This is a genomic window from Ancylomarina salipaludis, assembly GCF_004122035.1.
GTDB lineage: Bacteria > Bacteroidota > Bacteroidia > Bacteroidales > Marinifilaceae > Ancylomarina > Ancylomarina salipaludis.
The window spans coordinates 287,819-307,270 of the sequence record NZ_SAXA01000002.1; the positions used below are offsets into that span (position 1 = coordinate 287,819).

The 19,452-nt window shown below is 36.5% G+C and carries 11 protein-coding genes; 8 read left to right on the forward strand and 3 right to left on the reverse strand.

Features of this window, described 5'->3' with window-relative positions:
• Window positions 1-94: 94 nt before the first annotated feature.
• Together EO244_RS03545 and EO244_RS03550 are read left to right on the forward strand one after the other, a co-directional pair.
• The gene (locus tag EO244_RS03545) at window positions 95-3,361 is read left to right on the forward strand and encodes a S41 family peptidase (protein WP_129252990.1); all 3,267 of its coding nucleotides are present in this window, start codon (window positions 95-97) and stop codon (window positions 3,359-3,361) included.
• Between the two features lie 259 nt (window positions 3,362-3,620).
• A complete protein-coding gene (locus EO244_RS03550) occupies window positions 3,621-5,021 on the forward strand; it encodes an NAD(P)/FAD-dependent oxidoreductase (RefSeq protein ID WP_206734473.1) in 1,401 nt (466 codons plus the stop codon).
• A gap of 73 nt (window positions 5,022-5,094) precedes the next feature.
• Here EO244_RS03550 and EO244_RS03555 read toward each other — a convergent pair whose 3' ends face one another.
• Window positions 5,095-6,153 carry a hypothetical protein gene (locus EO244_RS03555; protein ID WP_129252994.1) on the reverse strand — a complete coding sequence of 353 codons (1,059 nt, stop codon included), beginning with the start codon at window positions 6,151-6,153 and terminating at the stop codon, window positions 5,095-5,097.
• 107 nt (window positions 6,154-6,260) lie between these two features.
• Window positions 6,261-7,823: an apolipoprotein N-acyltransferase gene (lnt, locus tag EO244_RS03560; protein WP_129252995.1), complete on the reverse strand. Its 1,563-nt coding sequence runs from the start codon at window positions 7,821-7,823 to the stop codon at window positions 6,261-6,263.
• Between the two features lie 393 nt (window positions 7,824-8,216).
• On the opposite strand from lnt, the gene EO244_RS03565 reads away from it, so the two are divergent.
• The 6 genes from EO244_RS03565 (at window position 8,217) to EO244_RS03590 (ending at window position 18,075) form a co-directional block, all read left to right on the forward strand.
• Window positions 8,217-8,864, forward strand: coding sequence for an RNA polymerase sigma factor (locus EO244_RS03565; RefSeq protein ID WP_129252997.1), 648 nt, complete (start codon window positions 8,217-8,219; stop codon window positions 8,862-8,864).
• A gap of 269 nt (window positions 8,865-9,133) precedes the next feature.
• Window positions 9,134-10,309 carry a FecR family protein gene (locus EO244_RS03570; RefSeq protein WP_129252999.1) on the forward strand — a complete coding sequence of 392 codons (1,176 nt, stop codon included), beginning with the start codon at window positions 9,134-9,136 and terminating at the stop codon, window positions 10,307-10,309.
• 174 nt (window positions 10,310-10,483) lie between these two features.
• The gene (locus tag EO244_RS03575) at window positions 10,484-14,068 is read left to right on the forward strand and encodes a SusC/RagA family TonB-linked outer membrane protein (RefSeq protein WP_206734474.1); all 3,585 of its coding nucleotides are present in this window, start codon (window positions 10,484-10,486) and stop codon (window positions 14,066-14,068) included.
• A 13-nt stretch (window positions 14,069-14,081) separates the two neighbouring features.
• A complete protein-coding gene (locus EO244_RS03580; RefSeq protein WP_129253000.1) occupies window positions 14,082-15,596 on the forward strand; it encodes a RagB/SusD family nutrient uptake outer membrane protein in 1,515 nt (504 codons plus the stop codon).
• 11 nt (window positions 15,597-15,607) lie between these two features.
• Window positions 15,608-16,654, forward strand: coding sequence for a substrate import-associated zinc metallohydrolase lipoprotein (locus EO244_RS03585; protein WP_129253002.1), 1,047 nt, complete (start codon window positions 15,608-15,610; stop codon window positions 16,652-16,654).
• A gap of 11 nt (window positions 16,655-16,665) precedes the next feature.
• A complete protein-coding gene (locus EO244_RS03590) occupies window positions 16,666-18,075 on the forward strand; it encodes a DUF4302 domain-containing protein (protein WP_129253004.1) in 1,410 nt (469 codons plus the stop codon).
• Between the two features lie 436 nt (window positions 18,076-18,511).
• On the opposite strand, the gene EO244_RS03595 is transcribed toward EO244_RS03590, so the two are convergent.
• Window positions 18,512-19,375 (reverse strand): DMT family transporter, encoded by an 864-nt coding sequence (locus EO244_RS03595; RefSeq protein WP_164977394.1) that lies wholly within the window; start codon window positions 19,373-19,375, stop codon window positions 18,512-18,514.
• Between the last annotated feature and the right edge of the window lie 77 nt (window positions 19,376-19,452).

Consider the following 19,452-nt stretch of genomic DNA (forward strand, 5'->3'; position numbering starts at 1 on the left):
AATTTTGAGTTCTTAATCATAAATGGCAAAATGTGTATAAGAGTTTAAGACCAGTCTTAATATTCAGACCAACTAACAAAAAATAGTTTTTAAAATGAAGAAAATTTGGGGTTTAATGTTGTGCCTGCTATCGGCTACAATGTTGTTTGCAGAACCAAGCGAGCAGTGGATACGTCATGCTGCAATTTCTCCTAATGGAGATCAAATAGCCTTTACTTATAAAGGGGATATTTATCTGATTTCATCAGAAGGAGGACAAGCTAGAAATTTGACTTTCCACAATGCTCATGATTACATGCCGGTTTGGAACCATGCAGGAACCAAAATTGCTTTTGCTTCGGAACGTTATGGCAATATGGATATTTTTGTAATTGATGTAAAAGGTGGAGAACCTACACGATTAACTTACCATTCAAATGATGAGCGACCTTTTTCGTTTAGTGCCGATGATAAAAAGCTGATTTTCGGAGGACAACGTATGGATACAAAAGAGCATCGTCAGTATAATACGGGGGCACAGCCAGAGCTTTATCAGGTACCTGTAGATGGTGGCCATGTGGAGCAAGTGTTTACGATTCCTGCTGAAGAAGTTCAGGTTCGTAAGGATGGCAGAGAAATGGTTTATATTGACAAAAAAGGAGGCGAAGATTATTTTCGTAAACACCATAAATCATCAATCACCCGAGATATTTGGAAATATAATGTGGTGACCAATACTCACTCACAAATTACAACATTTGAAGGTGAAGATCGCAATCCCATCTACTCAACAGAAGAGAAAAGTCTCTACTATTTAAGTGAAGAAAGTGGCTGTTTTAATGTTCACAAATTGAATATTGAGGATCCGTCAATAAAGGAACAAATTACGGATTTTAAGATACAACCTGTGCGTTATTTGAGCATGGCTAATAACGGAACGCTTTGTTATACGCATAATGGGGATTTGTATTTAAAGGCTCAAAACCAGGAGGCTAAAATGATTAAGGTTGAAGTTCGTTCAGAGTCCCGACACAACAATATGAAAGTACTACCTATTTCAGGTAATATTAAGGAGATGGCAATTTCGCCTGATGGTAAAGAGGTGGCTTATATTGTGAGAGGCGAGGTATTTGTTTCTTCTGTTGAGTCAAAAATGACAAAACGAATAACCAATACACCTGCTCAAGAGCGGTTTGTGAGTTTCTCACCTGACGGGAAAGCCATTATGTATTCAAGCGAGCGCGATGCGAAATGGGGCATTTACCAAACCAAACGAGTGAACGAAAAAGAGCCTTATTTCTTTGCTTCAACCATCTTGAAAGAGGAAGATGTTATTGTTAATGATCATGAAAACTATCAGGGTAAATATTCTCCTGATGGAAAAGAGATAGCTTTTATTCAGGATAAGAAAACGCTTCGAATCTACAACTTGGAAAAGAAAAAGAGCCGAACTCTGATGACTCCCAATGAATTGTATTACATGGACGATGGTGATCAGTATTTCCAATGGAGTCCGGATAGTAAATGGTTATTGATTTCATACTCGCCAACTATGGCGAATGACGAATCGGTATTATTAGCTGTTGATGGTTCAAAGGAGATGATTAATCTGACTCAAAGTGGTTATGGCGATTACGCTCCAAGCTGGGTTAATGAGGGGAAACAAATTCTATGGTTTAGTAATAGAAATGGACTTCGTTCGCAGGCAAATTCCGGAGCGAAACAAATGGATGTTTATACGCTTTTCCTAACGAATGATGCCTGGGACAAATTTCATATGAGCAAAGACGAGTATAAGCTTTGGAAGGAAATTAACGATAAAGAGAAAAAAGACAAAGAAGAGAAAGAGAAGAAAAACTCTGATAAAAAAGATAAGAAGAAAAAAGGTAAGAAAGAGGATGAAAAAGAAGAGCCTAAGGTTGAAGATCTAAAATTCGATTGGGATGGTCTTCAGGACAGAAAAGAAAGACTGACAATTCATTCTTCAAAACTAGGAGACGCTGTGTTGTCTAAAGACGGAGAGGATCTTTATTATCTGGCTAAATTTGAAAAGGGCTATAACCTTTGGACAACCCAATTGCGTACAAAAGAGACTAAGATGTTAATGTCTCTGGGTGCACGTTCGGGTAGTTTGCAGTGGGATAAAGAGATGAAAAAACTTTTCTTATTGTCAGATGGTCATATTTCTACAATTGATGTTAAATCAAAAGAGAAAAAATCGATTACGACTAGTAGCGAAATGCTTCTAGATCTTGCAGCCGAGCGTCAAAACATGTTCAATCATGTTTGGAAGAGAGTGAAATCAATGTTTTATATATCAGATTACCATGGTGTTGATTGGGATGCTCTAAGAGTAAATTATCAAGCTAAATTGGGATCTGTTGGCAATGATTTTGAATTTACAGAGTTGTTGTCTGAAATGCTTGGTGAGTTGAACGTTTCTCACTGTGGTGCTCGTTATTACGGAGGTATGACTGGTGGAGATGAAACGGCTTCTTTAGGTATTTTCTTCGATTACTCATACAAAGGTCAGGGAATTAAGATTACTGAGATTATTAAGAACGGACCTCTTGATAAGGAGCATATCAAAATTAAACCAGGTATGATTATTCAACATATCGATGGTGTGAGCATTGATAGCAATGTTGATTTTGCAAAGTATCTGAATAGAAAAGCCGGACAATTAACCTTGCTACATGTTTATGATCCGACAACTAAAAAATATCAGGATATTACAATGAAACCTATTACTCTGAGAGCTGAAGGAAATTTGTTGTATGAGCGTTGGGGTAAACAAAACGAGGTTGATGTTGAGAAATTGAGTAATGGTCAATTAGGCTATGTACACCTTCCTGGTATGAATGATGGAAAATATCGTGACACATACGATAAAGCTATGGGGAAATACTTCGATAAGAAAGGCTTGATTGTTGATACCCGTTTTAATGGCGGGGGAGACCTTGTTGGAGATTTGTCGATGTTCTTAACCGGAGTGCGTTTTATCGATTACGCAGTTGAAGACAGAGTATTAGGCTTTGAGCCTAGTTATCGTTGGACTAAGCCAAGTGTCGCATTGGTTGGTGAAGCTCAGTACAGCGATGGTTCTTGTTTTGCTTGTGGATATCAGGATTTAGGGATTGGAAAAATGATTGGTATGCCAGTTCCTGGTACTTGTAGTTTTGCAGGTTGGGAAATGCTACAGAATGGCAATGTTCTGTGGGGATCTGTTCCGGTAAGTGCTAAAAATAAAAAAGGCGAATGGATGGAGAATAATCAGACTGTTCCAGAGGTTATCATCAAAAATATGCCTGGTAAAATCGATAAAGGAATTGATCAGCAACTTGAAGGTGCGGTTGAGGACTTAATGAAAACGGTAGAGTAATTTTAATTATTCTATTTCGGGTACTGAAATTAATTCTCTTATATATAAGACTGTCCTTACATGGGACAGTCTTTTTTTTCGCTGTTTTTTTCTTTATTTAGAGTGGATTCAATTAGACATTGCTAATCTATATGAGGGATTTTGAGGCTTATTATTTTCTATCTTTAGGGGTTTGCTTATTAGTGAACCGCTTAAAAGAAGAGTCAAGCGATGCATTCATCCCAAATCTCATCTATGTTTAATTTTTTAATTAATAATGATGACAAAAAAGTACGATGTAATTATTGTTGGAGCTGGGCCAGCTGGTATTTTCTGTGCCTACGAACTGGTTAAATCAGGTAAGAAACTGAATATTCTAATGCTTGAGAAGGGTAGAGGGATTACCAATCGAAAATGTCCCAAGCATTATAATGGGGGAACCTGTACCCACTGCAAGCCTTGTAGTATCACAACAGGTTGGGCAGGAGCCGGTGCCTTTTCAGATGGGAAACTTTCCCTGTCGCATGAAGTTGGAGGGACTTTGCCTAAATATTTGGGCGTAGAAAAATCTATTGAGCTTATAAAATATACCGATGAGATCTACCTGAAATTTGGAGCTGATAATGATATTCATGGCGAGGAATTTAGTCCTGAAATGCAAGATATCAGACGCAGAGCAATTGAGGCTAATTTAAAGTTGGTTCATTGTCCTGTTCGTCATTTGGGAACAGAAAAAGCTCAGGCCTTGTACAGCAAGCTTTACGATTATCTTACTGGCGAAGGCGTAGAGGTTCAATTTAATTCAGCGGTAAACGATCTGATTATCGAAGATGGGGTAATCAAAGGTGTTCGTAATGGGAGTGGTGACTATTTTGCCGATCAAGTCATGGTTTCAGTTGGACGAGAAGGTGCTGATTGGTTGATGCAGAAATGTGAACAAGAAAATATTTCGACTGAAGTTGGTGTCGTTGATATAGGGGTTCGAGTTGAATGCCGGAATGAAATTATGCAGGAAATAAATGACAATTTCTATGAAGCAAAGCTGATTCACTATACCAAAACATTTGATGACAAAGTCCGGACCTTTTGTTCCAATCCTGGAGGATTTGTATCATCAGAATATTACGAGAATAATTTAGCCGTTGTTAATGGTCACAGTTTTAAAGATTTGAAAAGTGATAACACCAACTTTGCATTGTTGGTTTCTCAAAAGTTTACTGAGCCTTTTAATGAACCCATTGAATACGGTAAGCATATTGCCCGTTTGGCAAACATGCTTACGAAGAATCAAATTTTGGTGCAGCGTTTTGGCGATTTTATGCGCGGAAGAAGAACCACTAAAGAGCGCTTGTATCGTAACAATATAATCCCAACACTTAAGGATGCCGTTCCGGGTGATTTAAGCCTGGTTTTGCCTCACCGAATACTCAAAGATATTCGTGAGATGATTATGGCTTTGGATAAGGTGACACCAGGTTTGGCTTCAGATGAAACCCTGCTTTATGGCGTTGAGGTGAAATTTTATTGTAATGTGGCTAAAGTCGGTAATGACTTTCAGTCATTGTCTGTTAAGAATCTTTATTTAGGTGGCGATGGACCAGGAATTACGCGTGGTTTGATGCAAGCTTCAGTCAATGGGGTTGTGATTGCTCGTGAGTTTCTGAAAAAATTTAAAGACTAATAAAATTTGAATAAAAGCAAAGAGCCTGTGTAAATCAATACACAGGCTCTTTTTATATTTCGACTTAGCGATTTTATTCCAATTTTAACTTACAGTTGTTAGCTCTGATATTGACTTTCGAGATGGCTTTTTTCGAACCAAATTTACCTTTTGATATCGCTTTTTTGCCATCCATTGTTTTATTCGATTCCAAATCGAAAGCATTTGTTTTGTCAAATTTGACTGCACGGTAGTTGATCTCATAGTCAAAGTTAGCCTTATTATTGAAGCTTAAACCCAGGTTCCCGAATTTTGAATCGAGTTTTACAAAAGAGAATAAATAGTCAACGTTGAAAATATACAGATGACCAAAATTAATATCATAATTAACTTCGCTACCCAAGTGTGTGATATCAAATTTCGATAAGCTAGATGAGCCATAAAGTGTTTCAATTTCTTTGATATCGAAATTATCGCGAGCTGATTTAATATTTAAATTGTCGATACTCCCCAGTTTGTATTCTGAGTCACGGCTTTCACCACTGATTTTATTAGCTTCTTCTATATTAATTTCAGACCCCGCAATATTGACTTCAGCTTGGTTCAGCTTACCAATTTTCAGGAAGCTATTCGACTTTAAATCGAAATTATTTTTACCCGATAAATTTTCAGCAGTGAATTCAGTGTAAGTTAAATCAAGTTTGATATTTCCGGCATGATTTGAAAGGTAGGTACGAGAGTCTTTCAAAACCAAATCGAGTTGTGTGCCAGCAGGAAGATAAATGGTGTAGTCTACTTTTATTTTACCCTTATTGAAAATAGAATTGCTCAATTTTTTGAGGCTAAAGAAATCACCGAAAACTGTTTTTGCAATAATCAGGTCATTCCCCTCAGTCATATCAATCGTGATATTATCGAGCATGGTTTGAGCATTTTCAGCCTTATTGCTTTCAGCAGAGATTTCAATATCAAACTTAATCTCATTTTTCTCCCAAGCCTTGAATTCAACACGGCTATAGCGTGTGTCAATTTTTAAGTTGGAACTGGCAGAATAGGTTTTAGTTATTGTTTTAGTCTTAATCTCAGCTTTGGCATGCAGACTTAATCCTATGCTCAGAATAGCTAATAGGGTAATTTTAAAGCGTGTCTTCATATCTTGAAAAATTAGTTTTAGAATTGAGTTTAGAAATAAGTGTTTAGTTGATCCAGAATCTTATTAAGAGATTCATCCATTCAAAATTAAAAAGGCTGGAGAAATAACTAGTATTTCGATTGACTTATCCTTTTGATTTTAACAAAGATTAATAAAAGAACGCTAAAAAAAGCTGTAATCCGCCCCATGTAATCACCATGTTCAGAAAAGAAAGTTTTTCGGGAGTAGAGTTTTACCTCGCCAGTTAAAATTGCTTTTTTCCACCATTCGCTTTCTTGTTCAATTTCTCCTTTGGTATTGATGAGTGCAGAAATACCATTATTGGCTACCCTAACAATTTGTCTTCTGTTTTCGATGGCTCTCAAACGTGAAAAATCGAAATGGAATTTATAGCCCATAGAATTTTTCCACCAGCCATCGTTAGTGATCATGCACAAAAAACTTGGTGCTTCCGGTACTCTTTGCGCGCAATAATCTCCAAAGATAGATTCAAAGCAAACTATGGGGACGATTGAAGTTGAATCTGATAATGTGAAATTATTTATTGAATTCCGATTGCTATAAGTCCCATTGTAGCCGCCAAGTTCCAACGAATATTTTCCTAGAAAACTCAGATATTGAACAAAAGGCATTCGCTCGAAAAGAGGCACCAGTTTCGTTTTGTGGTAAAATTGAGAGGTATTGTCTTTTTTGAGGATGAGTGCTGAATTAAAAGCTTCATAAGCATAATTGCCTTCTGAATTAAAACGACTCCCGGCCGGGATTTTATTGCCTAATTTTTGATAGCTATGTACGCCCAGAAAGAATTCAGTTTGATTGTATTTTTGCCTGAGTTTCAATAAGTTTTTGTAAGAATCAGATTCCATTGGTTGCTCTTCGTTTATAGCTTGAAGAATCATTGTTTCGGGTCCAAATAGAAGATCTGTTTCTGTTTTGCTAAGCAGTGAATCTGTCTGTTTAAAAAATGCATCGAGATGTTTTTTTTCGTTTGCAGGTTTAAATTTTTCGGTATAAGGATCGAGATTGGGTTGAATAAGGCAAAAACGTTTATTTGAGATAGGTGTTTCATTCTGATTGTACAAATACAGTGAGAATCCAATCGGAAGACTTATTAGCAAGAGTGATCCAAGCAGATTCTTGATATTTCTTTTTTTGAATAAGGAAAAGAGTGCAATATTAATGAGGATGAGCCATAAGCTACCACCACGTACACCTGTAAATTCGTACCATTGAACGAGTTTAGGCTGAGCGGCAAAGGCATTGCCTAAATTGAGCCATGGCCAGGCTAAATCCCATTGGGTATGAAAATATTCGAAACCCAAACCGATGATTATAAAAGGGAAAAGAATAGAGATCTTAAGTTGTTTTCGTGTAATTGAAATCAGCCAGAATACCGTTGCCTGAAGAGCTGCATTGATGAGGATTATTAAGATCGCCCCCACGACTTGAGCTTCACTCACCCACCAATAGGCTAGCGTGTTCCAAACTAAAAAAGTTAGAAATGAATAATTGAAAAGGTAATAGGGATTATCTTGTTTATGGCTCTCTTCTTTAATAAAAAGAAGAGGCAGATAGGCAAAAAATACTGTGAAAAACAAGTGGGGATAAGACCAGGGCATGGCAAATAAAACACCCGATAATATTGCCAGTAGACTTGTTTTGTATTTCATTCTTATTTTAAAAGATTTATCTGAGATTGAATTAAGTTCTAAATGTATGTTTTTTATATTTCCTGTCAAATGTTTTTATTCAATTGTAAAGAGCGTTTTCGCAAGTCAAATTCAATAAAATAATTTAGATTGAATATATATATAGATATCGCCTCTTCTTTGTTTGTTAAACAATATGTTATATTTTGAGTTGTTAAACGACTGTGTTTTTTAATTGTTTTCTAATTGTTTGGTTTTAGTGTATATGCCTTTGTTAAAGGGGTGTGTATTACTTTTGAACATTGTATTTCTATTTTAAATAATAAGTTTAAGTTGTTGAGTTTTATTCTTAATAAAGCTGCTGTGAAAAGTTGTTTATATCGTGTTTCTAATTTTTAAGCTTTTTTTTGTTGTTTGAAAGTTTTTTTACATTCGCCGACTACACTTGGAAATTTGCCACGAGAAAGAGTGACGGGGACGATGAATGATCAGGATAAAATATTGATGCTTGGTTTGTCAAATAGGGATAAAAGGGCTTACGCTATTCTTTTTGAAACGTATCATGCTCCTTTGTTTCGATTTGCAGAAACTTATGTGTGTTGCCCTGGTTTAGCTGAAGATATCGTTCAGGAAGTTTTTATCAAGTTGTGGGAAAACTCATCTCGCCGGATTTCCAAATCAATCCGATCCTATTTGTTCTTAATGGTTCGGAATGCTTGTATCGATTATCTGCGTTCTGTTCAGGTTGAGGATAAAAAAATGCAAAAACTTTTTGAGGCCCAAATAGTATCCGATTCTGTTGATTTAGATATTGATGATCATATCAGTCAGAAAATTAAGGAGGCTATTAATGAGCTTCCGGAACAATGTCGTGAGGTTTATCAGATGTCGGTTTTTGATGGTCTAAAGTATTCTGAAATTTCAGAGGAATTGAATATTTCAGTCAGTTCAGTTAAGGTTCAGGTTTACAGAGCTAAAAATAGCCTTCGTGAAAAATTAACTAATCTTCGTGAGTTTCTAATCCTCTTTTCATTGATGCATTTTTCTAAAAAAGTTTATTAAATCCTTAGATGGAATACTTCCTCATGCCTAAGATTTAATCGACTCCTCTTAGCTTTTATTCATATTTAAAAGAATTCATTTGGTCTTTTTGTTATTCTAATACAGAGTTTAAACATCTTGTTTATAGGTTGTTCTTGATTTTATATTGGCTCAGAATATATTTTCCTGAAAAAAAAAAACAAAAAACTTGTTAACCTTTTTTCACATTTTACGTCTTTAGGGAAAATCAGGTTTAAAAACTTTAGAAAAGACTTAGGATATTATTGAGAATGGGAAATGTTGATTGGAATATAATCCGGAAAAAAATTAAAGGTCAGATTAACTCGTCTGAAGAGAAGGCTCTGGAAAAATGGTTGGATGCTTCGTTGAAGCATCGCGCCTATTTTGAAAATGCCGAGGCTTTTCAGACGAAGACTATGGAAGATTTGGATTTAAACTTGGTTCCAAATACCACTGAAGAATTCTTACGAAAATTGGATGGAAAATCGAAAGTAATTCAGATCAGGAGATTTCTAAATTATGCAGCTGTGATTGCCTTGCCTATTATGCTTGCTGCAGGGATGTTGTTTTTGGGAAACATGAGATTGGAAGAGCAGATGGCTCAGCTTAAAACCCCAGGTCTTATTGAAGCCAATCAAAATCAAGCTTTGTTGATAACGTCTACCGGAAAGACATATAATTTGGAATCCGGTTTGGATCAGGCTATAGATGAAGAGCAAGGGGTGAAGATTCGAAAATATCTGAAAGCTGGTTTGAAGTATGAAAATAAAACGTCATCTCAGGAAAGAGCATTAGTTTATAATACTTTGAAAACAGCTAAAGGGGGTGAATATCAACTGGAACTGGCTGATGGAACAACGGTTCATTTGAATTGTGATTCGGAGCTTAAGTATCCTGTTAATTTTGGTAAGGGCGAACGTCGTGTCGAATTAAAAGGAGAAGCCTTTTTTGAAGTGACTAAAAATGGGCAAGCTTTTATTGTTGATGTTAATGATGTTTCTGTTGAAGTGTTGGGGACCAAATTTAATGTGATGGCATATGCTAATGAAGAAAGTATACAGACAACATTGGTGAGTGGTAAGGTAAAGGTTGATGTTAATACCAAAGGGAAGATAGAAAGTCTTTATTTGGAGCCAGGGAAACAGGCTAGTTGGAATAAATTGAGTGGAACCTTGAACTGTAAAGAAGTTGAAACAGACCTTTATACAAGTTGGGTTGATGGTTATTTTCGCTTTGAGGATCAGCGTTTGGAAGATATCATGAGAACCATTTCACGTTGGTACGATATTAAAGTTTTTTATCAGAATCCGGACTTAAAGAATAAACGTTTAACGGGTAAGCTGTATCGATTTGAAGACTTTAGCGTTCTGGCTAATATGATTGAGAAAATTTCGGGTGCCGAAGTTGATGAGACTAATAATTCAGTTGTGATAAGAATGAAATAGAAGATGTTTAATCCAAAAATCGGAAAATGCGCCAACATTTCCCGATCTAAATACAGATAATGAATACCGTGGAGGGTATTCAAATTTTAACTATCCATTTACAAATCTATGAAAAAAATCTTTTTTCAGAACACATTCACCTTTTTTATTAGGTGGATGAGAATGTTACGAACTATGAGAAATGTAATTGTCTTGATGTTAGTTTTTTGTCTTCAGGCTAATGCGAGCATCTTTTCACAAAGTCGGATTAATGTTGAGTTGAATAACTCAAGCATCAAAGAGCTGATAAAAATTATCGAAGATCAAACCGATATGGGCTTTTTGTATGATGCTAGTCAGCTTAAAGATGTCAAGCCAATTTCGGTGAGTTTTCAGAACGAAACTGTAGAAACAGTCCTAACCAAAGCATTAGAAGATACAGGTTTGGGTTTTGAAGTTGAATACAAAACTATCCTTATAAAGCCTTTGTTGGAAAATAAGGCAAATCAGCAAGATAAAAGGGAGATTAAGGGAACTGTGGTTGATGACACCAATTTGCCATTGCCAGGGGTTTCAGTTGTCGTGAAAGGAACAACCAATGGTGTTTCTACTGATTTTGATGGTCATTATAGCCTTCAGATTCCGGCAACAGGGAATGTTGTTTTGGTTTTTACTTTTATCGGTATGGAGCCTCAGGAAATAGCGGTTACAAATCAGACCACTGTTGATTTGGTATTAAAAGGCTCTGCAGAACAATTAGCTGAAGTTGTTGTAACGACCGGTTATCAGAAGATTGATCGAAAATTGTTTACGGGGTCGGCTACTGTTTTAAAAGCAGAAGATGCCAAAGTTGCCGGTGTGGCTGATGTGGGGCGTATGCTTGAAGGTAAAGTTGCCGGGGTTTCTGTGCAGAATGTTTCGGGGACTTTTGGTGCGGCACCCAAAATTCGTGTACGTGGTGCCTCTTCAATTTATGGGGATACCAAACCGCTTTGGGTTGTTGATGGGGTTGTTTTGGAAGATGTTGTGGATATCTCTCCTGACCAATTGTCTTCGGGTGATCCTGCAACACTAATTTCATCATCAGTAGCTGGTTTAAATGCCGATGATATTGAAGATTTCCAGATTTTGAAAGATGCTTCGGCAACAGCATTATATGGTGCACGTGCTATGAATGGGGTGATTGTGATCACAACCAAGAAAGGTCATGCCGGTAAAAACTCAATAAAAGTGACTTCTGAGTTTACCATGAAAATGAAACCTAATTATGGCGATTACGATATTATGAATTCTCAGGAACAAATGGGAATGTTCATGGAGATGCAAGATAAGGAATGGTTAAACCATGCCGATATGATGCGATCGAAAGATGGGGGTGTTTTTTATAAAATGTATGATCTGATTAATACTTATGAAAATGGGAAGTTTGGTTTGGAGAATACACCGGAAGCGAGAGCCGCTTTTTTGAAAAAATACGAAAGAGCAAATACGGATTGGTTTGATGTTTTGTTTAGAAATTCCTTACAGCAGAATCATTCTGTTTCTTTTTCGGGTGGTTCCGAGACTTCAAAATTTTATGTGTCAACTTCGTGGTTAACTGACGAAGGTTGGACTGTTGCTGATAAAGTTGATCGTTATACGGTAAATATGCGTGGTGATTTTGATGTAACAGACAAACTAAAAGTTGGTTTACAAACCAAGGGATCAATTAGAAAACAGAAAACTCCGGGAACTTTTAACAGGACTAATGATGCTGTGAATGGAAATTATTCCCGTGAGTTTGATATCAATCCATTTTCTTATGCACTGAACACCAGTCGTACCATCACACCTTATGACGAAAATGGTAATTACGACTATGTTAGAATGAATTATGCTCCTTTTAATATTCTTGAAGAATATGAGAATAATTACATTAATCTTGATGTTTTGGATCTGTCTATTCAGGGAAATTTGGATTATAAAATCAATAAATATTTAAATTATAATTTCACTGGATCAGTTCGATACGTGAAATCTTCGAATGAACATATTATTAAAGAAGGTTCAAATGTCGTAGGAGCTTACAATGCAGGTGTAGATGATCCTATTATTTCCACGTCTAACAGATATTTGTGGAAAGATATATCTTTTCCAAATTCAAGAGAGGTTTCTGTTCTTCCTAATGGAGGTTTTTATAATAAGGAAACCAACTCGATGGAGAATTACTATTTCAGAAATATGTTGAATTTCAACCGTACTTTTGATGAGATCCACTCTGTAAATGTGATGTTGGGACAGGAATTGAAGTATGTCAATCGTCAATATGATTACTTTAATGGATATGGTTTTCAGTATAATAAGGGAGGTGTCGCTTTTACTGATCCTAATATTATTAAAGCAACTAACGAGTCCGGATTTTCATATTACGGTATGGAAGAATTCAGGGATCGATTTGTTGCAGCCTTTGCCAATGTAGCTTATTCCTATATGGGTAAATATACTTTGAATGCGACCGCTCGTGTTGATGGTTCAAACCAACTGGGACAAGCAAAAAGTTCAAGATACTTGCCAACATGGAACCTTTCCGGAAAATGGAATGCCAAAGAAGAAGCTTATTTTACCGATATTGATTGGTTGTCAAACTTATCCTTTAGAGGGACTTATGGTTTGACAGCTTCTATGGGACCTGCTAACAATGCTTCGGTTGTATATCGAAATAAAATTACAACTACGCCTCATGATTCTGAGAAACAAAATGCGATGTACATTGAATCTTTAGAGAATTCTGAATTGACCTGGGAGAAGCAATACGAGACAAATATTGGTTTTGACCTGGGCCTCTTTAACAGGGTATCTATTAGTGTTGACGCTTATCAAAGAAAAGGTTTCGATTTGATTGCATTGGTTAGAACATCCGGTATTGGTGGAGAAGGTTGGAAATATGCCAACTATGCGGATATGACTTCCAAAGGGATTGAGTTTAGTTTGGGAACCAGAAATATTGAAACTGAAGATTTCAACTGGACATCTAACCTGACTTTTGCCTATAATAAGAATGAGATTACCAATTTGAAAAACAGACCGATGATTTTCGATTTGGTTAAGGCTGAAGGTGGAGCAATTCAGGGAGGACCGGTTCGAGGTTTATATTCAATTCCATTTGCCGGGTTGAGCGAACTTGGAATGCCTCAGTTCTATGATGAGAATGGTAAAGTTACTCAGAATGTGTATTTCCAGGATGATGCTGTGGCTCATTTAAAATACGAGGGCTCCATTGATCCTAAGGTAACGGGTGGTTTATCAAATGCATTTACTTACAAGAATTGGAAATTGAATGTATTCTGTACTTATCAGTTTGGAAACAAGATTCGTTTGTATCCGTCATTCCATGCCTCGTACAGCGATATGGATGCGGTGACTAAAGATATGAACAATAGATGGTTGATGCCTGGTGATGAGAAGTATACCAATATTCCAGTTATTGCAAGTAAGCGTACTTACGACAAGTATGGTTACGAGTTGGAATCAACTTATAATGCATACAATTTCTCTGACCAAAGAGTTGCAAAAGGTGATTTTATCAGATTGAAAGAAATATCATTGGAATATAAGTTGCCTAAAAATTTCCTTGATAGGTTAGGCCTGGTAAATGCGTCAGTAAAAGCACAGGGAACCAATCTATTCCTATTGTATTCTGATAAAGCATTGAATGGTCAGGATCCAGAGTTCTTTGGGGCTGGTGGTGTTGCACTTCCTGTTCCAAAACAATATACATTTTCACTAAAATTAGGATTCTAAAAAACTAACGAAGATGAACAAAAAAATATTATATATACTGAGTATTGCTGCCACATTATTTTTTGTGTCATGTGATAACTATCTGGATACAACACCAGATAATCGAACTGTTCTAGATTCTGATGAGAAAGTTAAAGAGTTGTTAACCAGTGCTTACCCTGAGTATTCTTATGGTATGTTCAGTTACTCAATGTCAGATAATGTACAAGATAAAGGAATTGGTCATAATACTGATATCAACAATGATCAGGGATATGCATGGGAAGAATTTACATCAACTTATCAGGATTCTCCATCAGGATTTTGGGATGCTTGTTACCAGTCAATTGCTCATGCCAATCAGGCTTTGGAATTTATTGAAGATCAAGAGGTAAATGGTGCGATTCCTTCGGAGTATCTGCCTTATTATGGTGAAGCTTTGGTGATTAGAGCATATTCTCATTTTATGTTGGTGAACTTTTGGGGAAAACACTATGATCCTGCTACTGCAAATACGGATTTAGGAATCCCCTATGTAACTGAAGTGGAGAATGTGGTTTTTAAAGACTACAAAAGAGAAACGGTTGCAAAAGTTTACGAATTGATTGAGAAAGATCTATTGGAAGGGATTCAATATATCGATGACGAAGCGTACGATGTGGCCAAGTACCATTTTAATTTAGCTGCCGTCAATACATTTGCTTCGCGTTTTTACCTGTATAAAGGCGAGTGGCAAAAGGTTGTTGATTATTCAACTGCAGCTTTAGGTGCGAATGCGTCTACTAAATTAAGAGATCTTTCAGGGAAATATGCCGAAATGGGTCTGAACGAGCAAGTGAATGAATATTCTTTGGCAACTGAGCCAGCAAATTTTATGCTTGCAAGTAATGTGACGACTTGGTTTAATTATTTTCAGGCTACTTTGCGTTATTCATATACCAGTGACCTAAAAGAAAAACTGTATCTAAATATTTTTGTGATGGAAGACCCTAATAACAATTGGGCACAGTCAACTGCCAATTATGGCAACGATGATATTGTTGTTATGAAATGGGGTTATTTCTTTAAAAGATCCGGTATTAATGCTGATTTAGGTTATTTCTATGCCATGGTACCTACTATTGTAGCTGAGGAGGCTTTGTTTAACAGAGCTGAAGCTAATATCATGCTGCAAAAGTATACAGATGCTGAGCAGGATTTGAACCTTTATTTTGAGAAACGAATTCTGGATTACGATGATAGCAATAGAGTGAGCGAAGAGAATATCGTGAGTCATTATCAAAACAATTCCTATGCTGATTCTCCTCTTAATCCTTGGTACGAATTGGATGAGAAGACTCAAACGTATTTGAACTGTGTGATTGATATTCGAAGAAAAGAATTTATTTATAATGGATTGAGATGGTTCGATATCCGTCGTTTCAACATAAAAGTTGTGCACAAAATTAAGGATGGTGCTCCTATTGAATTGAAAGAGAAGGATGCTAGAAAAGTATTGCAAATTCCGGTGGCTGCACAACAATTTGGTCTAATCCCTAACAATCGTTAAAAATTAAGATAATGAACAAATTATATAGATTATTAATACTTTCATCTGTAGTATTCTCTCTTTTCTCGTGTGATAAAGAGGACAGTCTTTCGGATGAATCAGTTGTTACCATTGAGCAAAGGACTCAGAACGAGCTGGATGTTTGGATATATGAAAATTTGACATTACCCTATAATGTAGAAGTCAAATACACGTGGGATGATGGAGAGGTAGAAAATGAATTTCATGTCACGCCTCCAAAAGTGGAAAAGGCAAAACAGTTTTTGGAAGCTTATTTGAATGTTTGGATTAAAACCTATGACGACGAAGCTATAGCAGGAGGAAATCCTGATTTTCTTAAAAAATATATGCCTAAGCAGTTGGTCCTTGTTGGATCTCCTCAGTTTAATGGTGATGGTACTATGACACTTGGTTTGGCTGAAGGAGGTAAAAAAGTGACTATTTTCAATATCAATGAATTTGCAAATGTGATTATAAACGATTGGAATACTGCTGAAGAAATTCTGGAGAAGAAAAGAGATGCTATCTTTATGGCTTTTCATACTATGCATCACGAGTTTGCACACATTATGCATCAAACTAAGTTTTATCCGGATGAATTTAAAGAAATCTGTAAAGTTGATTATACCGGAAACTGGATGGATGTATTTCCAGATGTCGCCCAATTAAAAGGCTTCATTACGCCTTACTCAATGCTGAATGAGAATGAGGATTTTGTAGAAATTGTGGCTGCTATGCTTGATCAAGTTAAAAATAGTAATGAACCTAAACTTTATACAACCCAGTTGAAAGACGATCAGGGGAATTTAACTCTTGATGAAGGCGACGTTTATTTATCTCAATGGGAATGGACTATATATTCCTGGGGTTTTAAATCAGTATTAGACACCACAACCTGGCGATATCACTTGAAACAATCTGCAGAAGCTAGGGAAGGCTACGATAAGTTTGTTGCCAAGGTGGATATTGTGACTAGCTATTATAAAGAGAAATGGGGGATTGATTTGTATAGCCTGCAAAAAAGAATTGAGACGGCTGTAAATACCTTAATTCAATAAACTGAAATACTATGAAAAGATTATTATACGTTTTTGCGATACTTGCCATCTTCTCATCTTGTAGTGATGATTTTGAGTATGTATTTGACAAAACACCTACAGAAAGAAAAGCTGAAGCAAATGCTAAATTAAACAGCTTATTAACCGATTCGGAATTTGGTTGGAAAACAACGATGATTCTTAATACTGACGGGTCAGATGATGAGCTGCCTGTTGTTGGTGACTTTTTCGTTTTTAAATTTAACAAAAACGAAGGAGCAAATGATGGTATTGTGACTGTCTCTTCACGAAATGGCAGTGCTGATTCAGAATACGCTATTGGTCAGGAAACCGGTACAACATTGAGGTTTACCACTCCTAATGAAATTCTTTTTTGGTTGATTAATCCAACCTATGACAAACCTAGTGGTTACGGTGCAGATATGGAGTATATCTTTATGAAAGAAGAAGATGGGAAGCTTTATTTTAAAGGGAAAGCTTTGGATAGCGAGTTGGTATTGGAGAAAGCAAGTGAGCAGGATAACGATTTGTCTGTTGTTGTTGAAAGCAAGGCTAATTTTTTGGAGTCGAATAATAAGAATTTTTTCTTTCTTGAAATTACAGGTGGTGTTGCAGATGCCTCAGAAGAGACACCGCTTTATATTCAAATTGGAAACCCTCCCTATGCAAAGTATTTCGAAGAGGATTTAAAGCAATTGTTTTACGAATTTATATATGTTGTTGATGGGAAAAGAACAAGAACCGATGCAGCGACTTATGTTTTTACCAATGAAGGTATAATCTTCTCAGATCCTTTAGTTATTGGGCAGGATACTGTTAGCAAGCTTGTGTATAATGAGACTTCAGATGAGTGGCTGATTGCTGATGAGGGGGTAACGGGTAAGATTTTACCTGCTGATTTACCTCACGTTGTGATACCTGGACTTGTTGATTTGTATATTGATAACTTTTTTGCCACTGAACTTGGGGTTATGCTTGATCCATGGGGGAGTTGCCATGGTCCATGGAAAGATCTTTTATCCGATAATATGTTCAATTATGATGTGCCTCGTTTGACAAGAATTCGTCTTGTTAGCAAATATGTATCACCTGATACCGGTGAGATGCTTGGCACAGGTATTCTAATCGTAGGATACGAGGATACTGACTTTGTTTTTATTCCACTGGATATGGAAAAGCTTGCTGAGAATCATATCAAGTTTACAAGAAACGGTGATATTGTGGGTAATATTGAAGGTGCGATTGAAAAGCTTGCAACTGATGAGAGCCTAAATGCTATTTTTGATATTGTTTGTGACGAGGCAGGTTGGTTGATTAGTTGTGATATCATTCCTTATGATGGATCGCTTTATTACGACTGTATGTTTTATAGTGTTACAAATCCTGCAAATCAGATTGAACATATGGGAAAAGTAGACTAGTTTATTATTCAATATAAATTCAAAAAAAAGAGCTCTCCAATCCATATCGGAGAGGTCTTAAAATCAGAATTTACATTTTTTATAATTGAGTGTTGTGTTAATAATCATTGTTCTACCCTAGAATAATGATTTTAACAGCAATTTGTTAGTTGGTCGGTTGGAGAGCTTTTCTGGTGGGATTTATTCCAATCATGAAGGGCTCTCTTTTCCGGCTTTCTACAATTTCAATATTGAGATGAATAAAAACACGTATTCTAAATACATTATAATAGATGAATGACAAAGCGAAATTAATAGGGTGAATTCCACTATATGGCGTTCTTTTATTTCATGATTTTTCCGGATTTGAGTACCTAAAAACACCGACACTCATTATTCTGAGCCTCCTGTTTGTATACAGAGCCAAGCGAGTTTTTGGCAGGAAAAATTGAGTGATTTATCGATGTGTGAGGTTAACGCCCACAAGTATTAAGCAAATGGCTAAAATCTGACTGATTGAGATTTGATCACCTCCAATTGTAATGCCCCAGAATAAAGCGACTACAGGAATAAGATAGGCGATTGATGCTGCAAAAACGTGAGACGATCGTTTTATCAATTGGTTATAGAAGATGACACCAAAGAAGGTTAATACAGCTAATAAGGCAAGCATGGCTGCACTTTGTGTAAAATTCTCTGAATGAATTACGCTTTGTAAATCGGTTGTCAAAAGGAAGATACCAGCCATTGGGCCTACAAATAAAAAGGCCAGAGATGCAATTTCAACGCCGTTTAGTTTCAGCAAAGCAAAACTGATTAAATTGATACTGACTGCAACCGAAAGGATCGCCATAAATACGTAAAACACCCCCATTACCTGTGTGCTGCCCAATGAATCTCCCGTAAGGGCAATGATGCAAGATCCTATTAAGCCCAAACTGATTCCTAAAAGCATGTTCCGGTTGGATTTGCTTTTGAAAAGTAAAATTGCAAGAATAAGAGTGATGCTTGGCAACATGGCATTGAGCATGCCAGCTGTTGATGAATTGATGAGGGTTTGAGCTTTGGCAAAAAAGAATGAAGGACCTATGTTTCCGGCTAAGCCGGAAAGCAATAGGGGACCTATATTATCTTTACTGAGTTTCTTAAAGTTTTTAAAAATCAGTGGCAGGAATAAGACGAAGGACAAGAAAACCTGAAATGCAGCAACCTGACTATGTGAGAAACTTTTAAGAGCAATTTCTCTCAGAATATAAGGGCTACCCCAAATGAAAGAAACCAATAGAAGTAAAAGCCAGTTCTTATATTTGTCTTGTAACATGTTTTGTCGTCTGTTTTCTGTTATTAGTTTTCTGTTGCCGGATTGCATATAAACCGACAACGGATTACTGACAACAT

Coding starts and splice junctions, on each gene's coding strand:
- EO244_RS03585 (WP_129253002.1), top strand. CDS start 15,608: ATGAACAAATTATATAGATTATTAATACTTTCATCTGTAGTATTCTCT.
- lnt (WP_129252995.1), bottom strand. CDS start 7,823: ATGAAATACAAAACAAGTCTACTGGCAATATTATCGGGTGTTTTATTT.
- EO244_RS03570 (WP_129252999.1), top strand. CDS start 9,134: ATGGGAAATGTTGATTGGAATATAATCCGGAAAAAAATTAAAGGTCAG.
- EO244_RS03595 (WP_164977394.1), bottom strand. CDS start 19,375: ATGTTACAAGACAAATATAAGAACTGGCTTTTACTTCTATTGGTTTCT.
- EO244_RS03575 (WP_206734474.1), top strand. CDS start 10,484: ATGAGAAATGTAATTGTCTTGATGTTAGTTTTTTGTCTTCAGGCTAAT.
- EO244_RS03555 (WP_129252994.1), bottom strand. CDS start 6,153: ATGAAGACACGCTTTAAAATTACCCTATTAGCTATTCTGAGCATAGGA.
- EO244_RS03590 (WP_129253004.1), top strand. CDS start 16,666: ATGAAAAGATTATTATACGTTTTTGCGATACTTGCCATCTTCTCATCT.
- EO244_RS03580 (WP_129253000.1), top strand. CDS start 14,082: ATGAACAAAAAAATATTATATATACTGAGTATTGCTGCCACATTATTT.
- EO244_RS03550 (WP_206734473.1), top strand. CDS start 3,621: ATGACAAAAAAGTACGATGTAATTATTGTTGGAGCTGGGCCAGCTGGT.
- EO244_RS03545 (WP_129252990.1), top strand. CDS start 95: ATGAAGAAAATTTGGGGTTTAATGTTGTGCCTGCTATCGGCTACAATG.